This is a genomic window from Allocoprococcus comes, assembly GCF_013300725.1.
Taxonomy (GTDB): Bacteria; Bacillota; Clostridia; order Lachnospirales; family Lachnospiraceae; genus Allocoprococcus; species Allocoprococcus comes_A.
Genome location: NZ_JAAIMM010000001.1, coordinates 160,993 through 171,840, shown reverse-complemented (window position 1 = coordinate 171,840; position 10,848 = coordinate 160,993). Strand labels below are relative to the sequence as shown.

Genomic DNA, 10,848 nt, shown 5'->3' with positions numbered 1-10,848 from the left:
TTATACCCTCCCGTCAAGCTCTTTCGGCACGTATGCAGATACATGGATTCCATCTTCTTTGTATTCTTCCTCCAGCAGTTCTCCATACTTCCGGATGAGCTGGATTTTCCCGGATTCCTGATAAGAATAAACTCGTTCGATATAAATTTTCTGCTCCCGCAGGATCTCTTCTATTGCCTGAAGAAGTGCTTCCAGACCTTCTCCGGTCTTTGCAGACACCTGTACGATCCGGTCTGCCTTAAAGTCCCGTACCGTCAGGCTCTCCCCGATCCTGTCCATCTTGTTAAATGCCGTGACCACCGGTTTGTCCATTGCCTCCAGACGCTGCAGTGTCTCATACACCACATACATCTGCTCGTCCATCTGTGGATTGGATGCATCGACTACATGCAGGATCAGATCCGCATACTTCGCTTCTTCCAGCGTACTTTTAAATGCATCGATCAGATGATGAGGCAGCTTCCGAATAAAGCCTACCGTATCTGTCAGAAGAATCTCCTGTCCACTTGGCAGCTTCCGGCTTCTTGTCGTCGGATCAAGAGTTGCAAAAAGCTGATCCTCCTGCAGCACACCGGCTCCGGTCAGTGTGTTGAGAAGCGTGGACTTTCCGGCATTGGTATAACCGACAATTGCCACGACAGGAATCCGGTTCTTCGTCCGCTGTTCGCGTGTCAGTTCCCGGTGTCTCTTCACCTCCCTGAGTTCACGGTTCAGCTGTGCGATCCGGTTCTTGATGAGTCTCCGGTCCATCTCCAGCTTCTTTTCTCCCGGTCCTCTGGTTCCGATTCCGCCTCCCAGACGTGACATCGCCCTTCCTGCCCCGGTAAGCTGTGACTGCCGGTACTTAAGCTGTGCCAGTTCTACCTGGATCTTTCCTTCACTTGTAGAAGCCCGTCCTGCAAAAATATCCAGAATGACCATCGTCCGGTCCATTACCTTCACATCCAGAATATCCGTCAGATTGTTCATCTGTGCCGGAGACAGCTCATCATCACAGACGATCCCGGTTGCGTCAAGCTCCCACAAAAGTTCCCGGATCTCCTCAATCTTGCCTTTTCCGACATAAGTTCCCGGATGGACAAGCTCTCTTTTCTGGATCACCCGTCCGACCGCTTCCGCACCTGCTGTCTTCACCAGATCCTTTAACTCATCCAGAGAATCTTCCGTGTCATCATTCTCCCTCGTACTGACACCGACCAGAATTACCCTTTCCTTTTCTTCTTTTATTTCATAAAGTGCCATATTATTCTCCCCTGCCAGATTTCTTTCCATCCCGCATCAGCTCTGCTCATCCGATCCGCTCTACTGCTGATTTCCTTCCGAAATCTGTGTATTTAAAAATTCCTGCTCTTTCAGCGCTTTTTTGTCATCCGGATTTGCTTTCAGATAACTTTCCAGCTTCTTTTTTGCAGTCTGGTAATCCCCTGCTTTTTCATAGGCAACTACCAGATTATATGCCATTTCTTTTAGCAGCTCTTTTCCTGCGCCAGAAAGCTCCTGCCCATTTTCAAAATAATAAACTGCTTTTTCCGGTTTATCCAGTTCCAGATCGCAGATTCCCAGAATATTATAAAGAGTTGCCGTCTCTTCCGTTCCATTCTTCAGTGCTTTTTCCAGTGCCTTCTCTGCCTTTTCATACTTTTTCTGTTCCCAGTAGCAGAGTCCGAGTCCGCGATAAGCCTCTCCCAGATTCTTCTTTTTGTCTACCGCATCCTGGAATTCCACCTCTGCATTTTTATAGTCTTTTTCTTCCAGATACTTCGTTCCTTTTTTTACGGAACCGGCGCATCCCGTTACTGTCATACAAAGTGCCACAAGGATCCCTATGATTACCTTTTTCTTTCTTCCTGCTGTCACTGTTATCGTTTCCTTCCTTCTATATTGATATATCGTCTGTTATTCCAGAATATGTTCCATTCCCTGGTTCATGATGGTCTGGATATGATCATCAGCAAGGGAATAGAACACCGTTTTTCCTTCCCGCCTGTTCTTCACAAGCTTCATCTGCTTGAGCAACCGGAGCTGATGGGAAATCGCGGACTGCGTCATTCCAAGAACTTCCGCCAGATCACAAACACACATCTCAGACTGAAAAAGAACACATAAGATCCGGATCCGTGTAGTATCCGCAAATACCTTAAAAAAATCAGCAAGGTCCTTCAAAACTTCTTCATCCGGTATATGCCCCTCTGCCTTATGTACAAGTTCTTCGTGTATACAAAATGTATCACAACATTCTACTTCTGTCTTTTTCATAGTTACCCCTTTCATATGAACAAGTATTCATATATCTATTATGCCAAATGATCTCTTTACGGTCAACTGTTTCCATTGATTCCGGCATGCAAAGTAAAAACAGACGTTACTGTTCACAGTACCTGTGACCAGCAACGCATCTCGCCATTTTAAATCGCCTTTGGCGATGGGCGAGATGCCATTCAGGATAAAAGTGCATCCTCCGTGCCAATCAGCGTAGTGATTGACACGGGAGTGAACAGAAACAAACAGACTGCAAATAAATCTTCACAGTCTGCCCGAAATCTCTATTTTTATTCTTTACAGTTCATCAATCTGCCAGTCAATCGGCTCTACACCATGCGCCTCAAGGAATTTATTGGTCTGGCTGAACGGTTTGCTTCCGAAAAATCCACGATACGCAGAAAGCGGACTCGGATGCGGTGCTTCCAGGATCAGATGGTTCGGATTGGTCAGCATTCTCTTTTTCATCTGTGCCGGTCTTCCCCACAGGATAAATACGATTGGTCTGTCCTGAGTATTAAGTACACGGATTGCTGCATCTGTAAATTCTTCCCAGCCAATTCCACGATGTGAATTAGCCTGATGCGCTCTTACCGTAAGAACCGTGTTGAGAAGAAGTACTCCCTGCTTCGCCCATTTCACCAGATTGCCATGGCTTGGGATCGTACATCCCAGATCATCATGCAGTTCCTGATAAATATTCACCAGTGACGGTGGAATATCAACCCCTGGTTTTACAGAAAAGCTTAAGCCCTCTGCCTGTCCATCTCCATGATATGGATCCTGACCGAGGATCACAACCTTGACATCCTTAAGCGGTGTCAGATGAAATGCATTGAAAATGTCATCTGCCGGAGGATATACCCGGTGTGTACGGTATTCCTGATTCACTGTCTCAAACAGTTTCTTATAGTATGGCTTGGAAAATTCACCTTTCAGTACATCCAGCCAGTCATTGTTAATTGCTGCCATATTCCCCACCTTTTCTCTACAGACGTACCGATACGCCTTTTTCTCTCAAATATTCTTTTACTTCTCTGATCTCCAGCTCTTTATAGTGGAACAGGGATGCCGCAAGCGCCGCGTCTGCCTTTCCCTCTTCACCAAGTGCTTCGTAGAAATGCTCCAGATTACCTGCTCCTCCAGATGCGATCACTGGAATTGATACATTTTCCGCGATCGTCCTTGTCAGCTCCAGATCGTATCCGGCCTTCGTGCCGTCACAGTCCATACTGGTCAAAAGAATCTCTCCTGCACCAAGCGCTTCTACTTTCTTCGCCCACTCGACCGCATCAATCCCCATATCAATGCGTCCGCCATTTTTATAAATATTCCAACCGCTGCCGTCTGCCCTTCTTTTCGCATCAATCGCGACAACCACGCACTGGCTTCCAAACTTCTCTGCTGCTTCCCGGATCAGTTCCGGTCGGTTGATCGCAGAAGAATTGATGGAAATCTTGTCCGCACCTTCCCGGAGCAATGCCTTAAAATCGTCAACGGTCCGGATTCCACCACCTACCGTAAATGGAATAAACACACACTCCGCAACTTTACGCACCATGTCAACCACCGTGCTTCTGTCGTCCGAAGATGCCGTGATATCCAGAAATACCAGTTCATCCGCACCTGCCTTATCATAAGCCTTCGCAATCTCAACCGGATCTCCTGCATCTTTGAGATCCACAAAATTCACACCTTTTACAACCCGTCCGTTCTTCACATCAAGGCATGGGATAATTCTCTTTGTAAACACTGCCTGCCCTCCTACAATTCTACAAAATTTTTCAGTATCTGAAGTCCTGTATCACTGCTCTTTTCCGGATGGAACTGGCAGGCAAATACATTCCCCTGTTCAACCGAAGCATGAATATGTGTGCTGTACTCGGTTGTCGCTTTTACAATACTTTCATCTGCTGCTTTTAAATAGTAGGAATGAACAAAATATACATACGGCTCTTCCGGAAGATTCTCAAACAGCCGACCATTGTTCTGGAGTTTCAGTGAATTCCATCCCATATGCGGGATCTTAAGGCCCGGACAGTCCGGAATTCTAAGGATCTCTCCTTTTAGAATACCAAGGCCTTCCACACCTGGCGTCTCGTCACTTCTTTCAAACAAAAGCTGAAGCCCAAGACAGATTCCAAGAAGCGGGATCTGTCTCTTTGCTACTTCACGAAGCACTTCATCCAGTCTATATTTTTTCAGATTATACATGGCATCGCCAAATGCGCCGACTCCCGGAAGGATCACTTTATCGGCAGAAAGTATTTCTTCTCTGTCCCTTGTGATAACCGCATCCTCACCGAGATATTTTAACGCTTTTTCTACACTTTTAATGTTTCCTGCATCATAATCAATAATCGCTATCATCCGCATACCCTCACGATTTTATATTCTTTTAGTTATTCAAAAGAGCTTTTGCCGCTCATTGCACAATCTTCTTCCCTGTGTCAGTCAGCAATCAGCTCTTTTATAATGTACCACGTTACAGTGTGAATTGCAAGATTCGCGTTTATTTCATGTCCAGTTCAAACCAGAACTCAACCCCATTGGTATGATTGATCGCACCGTATCCTTTTCCAAAGGAGTCCATGATCGCTTTCACAATGGAAAGCCCGATACCATTTCCACCGTATTCTCTGGTTCTTGCCTTATCGACCTTATAGAATTTCTCCCAGATATGTGGCAGATCTTCCTCCGGAATCGGCGTTCCGGTATTGAATACGGTAATTTTTGCCACATCATTTTCCTGGGTGATCTTGATCTCGATCACCTTCTCACCATCAACATGGTTCAGGGCATTATTGACATAGTTCCGGACAACCTGCTCAACCTTAAACTCATCTGCCCAGACATAAATCGGGTTCTTGTGTCGGAAAATCACCTGCGCTTCCTTCTGCTCGATCAGAATATCCAGACTCTGCAGGACACCCGAAATCAATGAAGTAATATCAAACCGTTCAAACTGTACATCATCCTCGCCAAATTCCAGCTGGTTCAGGGCAAGCAGATTCTTCACCATACGGTTCATCTTGCCTGCCTCGTCCATAATGACTTCACAGTAGAATTCCCGGCTCTCCGGATCATCATTGACGCCTTCTTTCAGACCTTCTGCATATCCCTGGATCAGGGCAATCGGCGTCTTCAGTTCATGGGAAACATTCCCCAGGAATTCGCTTCGCATATTTTCTCGTTTTTCTTTCTGCTCGATGTCTTTCTGCAATTTATAGTTGGCTTCTTTCAGATTGGAAATCGTCTGCTCAAGCCTCTCTGACATCCGATTAAAGTTCTCTCCCAGTACACCGATTTCGTTGCTTCCGCCACTGGTATATTTTGCATCAAAATCCAGATCGGCCATCTTCTGTGAAAGTGTTGCAAGCTCCTTGATCGGCTCCGTGATCCTTTTTGAGAAATACCACGCAAGCAATACACTCACAAGAATCACACATCCGCCGACGACTCCGATAAATCTGTTAAAAATCGTGACTGCCGAACGAATACTCTCCAGTGGGCTTCGCATGATAAAAATATCACCATTGTCAAAGTTTCCCCACATAGTCAGATACTCTGTATTGTTTTGCGGATCAACAGACTTGCAGATATCATAACTGTCTGTTTTTTCCAGAACCTCCTGATGATTCTTATCGTACAGATATCCGAAAAGCTGTACGACCATCATCTGTTTTTCTCTTACATTAGTATAAACCACATTGTATTCTGAATCGATGACTGCAATGGAAATATTATTTTTCTCTGTAAGTCTTCCCAGGTCTTTTTCCGGTGTCTCAGAACTGATTGTCCCGTTCTCCACACCTTCCTGCACCATTGTATAAACCTTTATAAATTCTGATTTCTTATTGGAAATATAATATTTCTCCAGAAAGCTTCCGTTGACGATCATAAATACAACGATCATAAACAGAATCAAACCTACAAAAACGGTCAGCATCTGTCTTTTTATTGAATGTTTCATGACTGTACCTCGAATTTATACCCCATCCCCCAGATAGTCTTGATATAATCTCCTTTATCACCAAGTTTACTTCTCAGCTTCTTTACATGGGTATCAATGGTTCTGGCATCCCCGAAATAATCGTAATTCCATACATTGTTAAGAATCTTCTCTCGCGATAAAGCGATCCCCTGATTCTCCACAAAATAAGTCAGAAGTTCAAACTCTTTGTAACTGAGTTCGATCGGCTTTCCATCGATCTTCACCATATGTGCTGCTTTATCAATCTCGATTCCGTCCGCATGAAGCAGATCATCCGAAGCAAGCGCATTGGTTCTGCGCAAAATCGCAGTAACTCTTGCAACCAGAATCTTCGGGCTGAACGGTTTGGAAATGTACTCATCCACACCGAGTTCAAATCCCTGAAGCTCGTCCCTCTCTTCACTTCTTGCGGTCAGCATAATGATCGGAACCTTGGATTCTTTACGGATCTCACGGCAGGTCTGCCAGCCATCCATATGCGGCATCATGACATCCAGGATGATCAGCGCAATATCTTTTTCCTCATAAAAAATGTCCATTGCTTCCATACCGTCTCCTGCTTCGAGTACAGCATATCCTTCTCTTTCCAGGAAATCGCGCACCAGTTTGCGCATACGGCTTTCATCATCTACTACAAGAATTTTCAGTTTATCCATAACTCTCACGGGCTCCTTTTTATCACTTTATTTTTAATTATACACCAGAATAGCAGATAATTGTGTTCTTTATGTGAAAGAGGAACAACAGGATCATAGTTTCGTATTTATTTTTATCCTAAAAAGCCAAGATGCTCTAACAAAATCTTCAGACCAAGAAGAATAAGGATGACCCCACCGACGATTTCGGCTTTGTTCTTATAGCGGGCTCCAAAGACGTTACCAATCTTTACTCCGGCAAAGGAAATGATGAAGGTCACGCTTCCGATAAAACAGACCGCCGGAATGATATTTACCTTAAGAAATGCAAAGGTAATTCCTATAGCGAGTGCATCAATGCTGGTTGCTACTGCGAGAAGGAACATGGTCTTCACATCCAGACTTGCATCAGCTTCCTCTTCGTCATCACCCAATGCTTCACGAATCATATTTCCACCAATCAGCGCAAGTAATACAAATGCGATCCAGTGATCTATAGAAGCAATTGCTTCCTGGAACTGCGCTCCTAAAATATAACCAATTGCCGGCATCAATGCCTGAAATCCGCCAAACCATAATCCAACAATAGCCGCCTTTTTGAAAGTGCACTTCGGCATAGCAAGTCCTTTACAGACAGAAACTGCAAATGCATCCATGGACAGCCCTACTGCAATCAAAAACAATTCAATTAAACCCATAATTTTTCTCCTTTTTAAAGCTAATCATCTTATCCAATGTGAAAATAATTGTCTGCGGCAGTGCTTTGCCTGCACTTGGCTCATCGTATCTAATCGAGCAGGCTGACTCCTACTCGATTTGTATACTTTGTACACCATCTCGCTTAACAGCTCGATGATGTACATTCGCCAAATGCAGATCCTTGTGCAAGCACAAATCTGCACCTGGCTCATCGTATACACAAAAAAAGACTTATTCGCAGCATAAAAATACTACGAATAAGTCTCATTATTTAAAGCTATGCCAGACAGCCATTGCCGTCAGTATGTTGACAAAGCTACGTCATCGCGCCAACTACTCCCTTATCGATAAAAATTATTATATCGGGCAGGTTCTTTTCTGTCAAGTCTGATTCTCTACAAATTCAGATCAGACTCATTCTCCAAAATCAGCTTTTGACCGCTATGCCATGATTGGCTTTAATGCTTCTGCGAATTTGTCTTTCTTTGCCTGTGCTTCTTCCAGATCTTTTCCAAGTGTTGTGTAATAGATCTTAATCTTCGGTTCTGTTCCTGAAGGACGAACAATAACAGTCTCGCCATCTTCCAGTTTATAGATCAGTACATTAGCAGAAGGAAGTCCGGTTTCTTCTGGTTTGGTGTAATCTGTAACAGATGCAACTTTGATTCCGGCTACTTCTGTGAGCGGATTCTTACGAAGATTTTCCATGATACTCGCCATCTTGTCCATTCCGCTAAGTCCCGGGAATTCAAAGCTGTCTACTTTGTTCAGATAACGTCCGTACTGCGCGTAAATTTCTTCCAGTCTCTGCTTCAGTGAGCTTCCGATGCTTCTGTAGTAAGCTGCCATTTCACAGATCAGCATAGATCCGATTACAGCATCTTTGTCACGTACATATGGTCCTGCAAGATATCCGTAGCTCTCTTCAAATCCGAAGATGAAACGATCTACTTCTCCGGCTTCTTCAAGCTGTGCGATCTGGTCACCGATCCATTTAAATCCGGTAAGTACGCTTCTGAGTTCTACACCGTAATGCTCTGCAACTGCATCTGCAAGCGGAGTAGATACGATTGATTTTACAGCAACTGCTTTCTCAGGCATGGTTCCTTTTTCAATACGTCCTGCACAGATGTAATCGAGAAGCAGAACACCGACTTCGTTACCACTTACCAGTTCGTAAGAACCATCCGGGCACTTCATTGCGATACCTACACGGTCTGCATCCGGGTCTGTTGCAAGCATCAGATCTGCGTCTGTCTCTTTTGCAAGGTTAAGTCCAAGCTCCAGAGCTGCAAAGATTTCCGGGTTCGGATAGCTGCAGGTTGTGAAGTATCCATTCGGATATTCCTGTTCCGGAACGATTGTGATATCTGTGATTCCGATATCTTTTAATACCTGTGTTACCGGTACAAGTCCTGAACCATTGAGCGGGCTGTATACAAGTTTCAGTCCTGCTGTCTTGCAAAGTCCCGGTCTTACCTGACGTGATTCAATTGCTTCATAGAGTGCCTTCTTGCAGTCATCTCCTACAAAACGGATCAGTCCTTTTTCTACACCTTCTGCGAAGGATATGTATTTTGCACCTGTGAGGACATCTGTCTTCTGGATCTCAGCATATACGATTGCTGCTGCATCATCTGTCATCTGGCATCCGTCCGGTCCATATGCTTTGTAACCATTGTATTTTGCCGGGTTGTGGGATGCAGTTACCATAACACCTGCATTACAGTTATAATAACGTGTCGCAAATGAAAGTGCCGGTACCGGCATCAGCGCGTCATAGATTCTGACATTGATTCCGTTTGCTGCCAGAACACCTGCTGCTGTCTTTGCAAATACATCACTCTTCAGACGGCTGTCGTAGCTGATCGCTACAGTCTGTGTGCCACCCTGTGTCTTAACCCAGTTCGCCAGTCCCTGTGTTGCCTGACGTACTACATAAATATTCATACGGTTCGTTCCTGCTCCGAGAACTCCACGAAGTCCTGCTGTTCCAAACTTCAGAGCTACAGCGAAACGATCTTTTATCTCTTCGTCATTTCCTTCAATTCTCGCTAATTCCGGACTCAGATCGGCATCTTCCAGATCTGCTTCCAGCCAACGTTTGTACTCTTCCTGATACATCTTGACCACTCCCTACTATAATTTGTTCTTATTTTTGTACATTTTGACAAAAATATACTTTAAATATACCATATCTTTGACTAACCCGCAATGATTTGGGCGAGAAAAGTCCGTTAAAGCACCGTTAAATTTCAGCTTGAACAATATGTCCAAAATTCATTTCATCTTTAAATAAATCGTACACATAGTCCGGGCTTTCCAAATACAATCCCGTTTCTTTATCTGTAAGTTTTTCGAAGACCTCTGAATTGTAAAATTTATTCATCGCTTCATCATATTCTATTTTTTGATCGGTACTAATCATATCAACAATATCCTGTATCAAATATTCCATTAACAGATCCTTTTTACACATCTTTACTCATCACCTTTCGCAAAAGTTTCACACTTTTTTCTGTATGAAAAGAATATTGTGAAGAAGTTTCTTTATAAATCATTCCTTTTACCAATGTCTCAAAATCTATAATTTCATTCTCATATTGCCGGAACAGTAAAGCCATATTATCATCTGCAACAGGTCCTATAACAATATCGTATTTATTGTCTTTATTACACAAAACATTTTTGATATCAGTAAATACTCTGCTCCTATTATTCATTACAAATCTTGCCCATTCTTCTGTTGTTTGTATCCCGAAATTTTTAATTTTAAGATCTTTGAGATCTTTGAAATCTTTGAAATCATCATCTATTTCATATATATTTACAATCGGCTTTTCCCCATAAATTCTTGCTACTCTTATTGCCATTTTTTCAGCCTGTTTTTCAATATCTGTCAGATAAAATCCCTGTCCAAAATCCTTGTATGGTCTGCACATTGCCAGATTTATATTATCAATCGCTATATTGCTCCCATGATACAATCTCATAATGTACCTCCATTTTTTTTGCATAAAATTCCCAAATCTTCTAATATTGTTTCAAAGTCCAGCGTATGTTCCACATCATAATTTTCTTTGATAAAAGCAATTCCTTTAAACTTGAAAAGATACTGAAATGCCTCTTTGCTACTTATCTGATATTTATGGGCAAATTCATTTACACATGCAATAGTAAAACCAATTTTTCTTTTCTGTTCACTCATCAAAACCACTCCCTTTCGGCATTAAATTTTGTGACACTCTTAATGTTTTACAT

Annotated in this window: 13 protein-coding genes; all 13 read right to left on the bottom strand. The window is 43.3% G+C overall.

Annotation, left to right across the window (positions count from 1 at the left end; all coding sequences use genetic code 11):
* Nucleotides 1-1,242 (bottom strand): GTPase HflX, encoded by a 1,242-nt coding sequence (gene hflX / locus G4407_RS00960; protein WP_022220997.1) that lies wholly within the window; start codon nt 1,240-1,242, stop codon nt 1-3.
* A gap of 60 nt (nt 1,243-1,302) precedes the next feature.
* Complete coding sequence (locus tag G4407_RS00955) at nt 1,303-1,857, bottom strand: tetratricopeptide repeat protein (protein ID WP_173687398.1); 555 nt, start codon at nt 1,855-1,857, stop codon at nt 1,303-1,305.
* Nucleotides 1,858-1,896: 39 nt separating this feature from the next.
* Nucleotides 1,897-2,256 (bottom strand): ArsR/SmtB family transcription factor, encoded by a 360-nt coding sequence (locus tag G4407_RS00950; protein WP_173687397.1) that lies wholly within the window; start codon nt 2,254-2,256, stop codon nt 1,897-1,899.
* Nucleotides 2,257-2,556: 300 nt separating this feature from the next.
* A complete protein-coding gene (locus tag G4407_RS00945; protein ID WP_173687396.1) occupies nt 2,557-3,231 on the bottom strand; it encodes a uracil-DNA glycosylase in 675 nt (224 codons plus the stop codon).
* A 16-nt stretch (nt 3,232-3,247) separates the two neighbouring features.
* Complete coding sequence (gene hisF / locus G4407_RS00940) at nt 3,248-4,012, bottom strand: imidazole glycerol phosphate synthase subunit HisF (RefSeq protein WP_117823503.1); 765 nt, start codon at nt 4,010-4,012, stop codon at nt 3,248-3,250.
* Nucleotides 4,013-4,023: 11 nt separating this feature from the next.
* Complete coding sequence (gene hisH / locus G4407_RS00935; RefSeq protein ID WP_173687395.1) at nt 4,024-4,629, bottom strand: imidazole glycerol phosphate synthase subunit HisH; 606 nt, start codon at nt 4,627-4,629, stop codon at nt 4,024-4,026.
* Between the two features lie 142 nt (nt 4,630-4,771).
* Nucleotides 4,772-6,232, bottom strand: a complete 1,461-nt coding sequence (locus G4407_RS00930; RefSeq protein WP_173687394.1) for a HAMP domain-containing sensor histidine kinase — start codon at nt 6,230-6,232, stop codon at nt 4,772-4,774.
* Nucleotides 6,229-6,909, bottom strand: coding sequence for a response regulator transcription factor (locus G4407_RS00925; RefSeq protein ID WP_022220129.1), 681 nt, complete (start codon nt 6,907-6,909; stop codon nt 6,229-6,231). Before G4407_RS00925 ends, G4407_RS00930 begins: the two co-directional genes overlap by 4 nt.
* Nucleotides 6,910-7,022: 113 nt before the next feature.
* Nucleotides 7,023-7,586 carry a manganese efflux pump MntP gene (locus tag G4407_RS00920; RefSeq protein ID WP_173687393.1) on the bottom strand — a complete coding sequence of 188 codons (564 nt, stop codon included), beginning with the start codon at nt 7,584-7,586 and terminating at the stop codon, nt 7,023-7,025.
* A gap of 442 nt (nt 7,587-8,028) precedes the next feature.
* Complete coding sequence (locus tag G4407_RS00915) at nt 8,029-9,711, bottom strand: phospho-sugar mutase (protein WP_117834946.1); 1,683 nt, start codon at nt 9,709-9,711, stop codon at nt 8,029-8,031.
* A 124-nt stretch (nt 9,712-9,835) separates the two neighbouring features.
* Nucleotides 9,836-10,015 (bottom strand): hypothetical protein, encoded by a 180-nt coding sequence (locus tag G4407_RS00910; RefSeq protein ID WP_243259238.1) that lies wholly within the window; start codon nt 10,013-10,015, stop codon nt 9,836-9,838.
* A gap of 43 nt (nt 10,016-10,058) precedes the next feature.
* Nucleotides 10,059-10,580: a DUF3990 domain-containing protein gene (locus G4407_RS00905; protein WP_173687391.1), complete on the bottom strand. Its 522-nt coding sequence runs from the start codon at nt 10,578-10,580 to the stop codon at nt 10,059-10,061.
* The gene (locus G4407_RS00900; protein WP_173687390.1) at nt 10,577-10,795 is read right to left on the bottom strand and encodes a DUF3791 domain-containing protein; all 219 of its coding nucleotides are present in this window, start codon (nt 10,793-10,795) and stop codon (nt 10,577-10,579) included. The genes G4407_RS00905 and G4407_RS00900 overlap by 4 nt, the downstream gene beginning before the upstream one ends.
* Nucleotides 10,796-10,848: the final 53 nt, after the last annotated feature.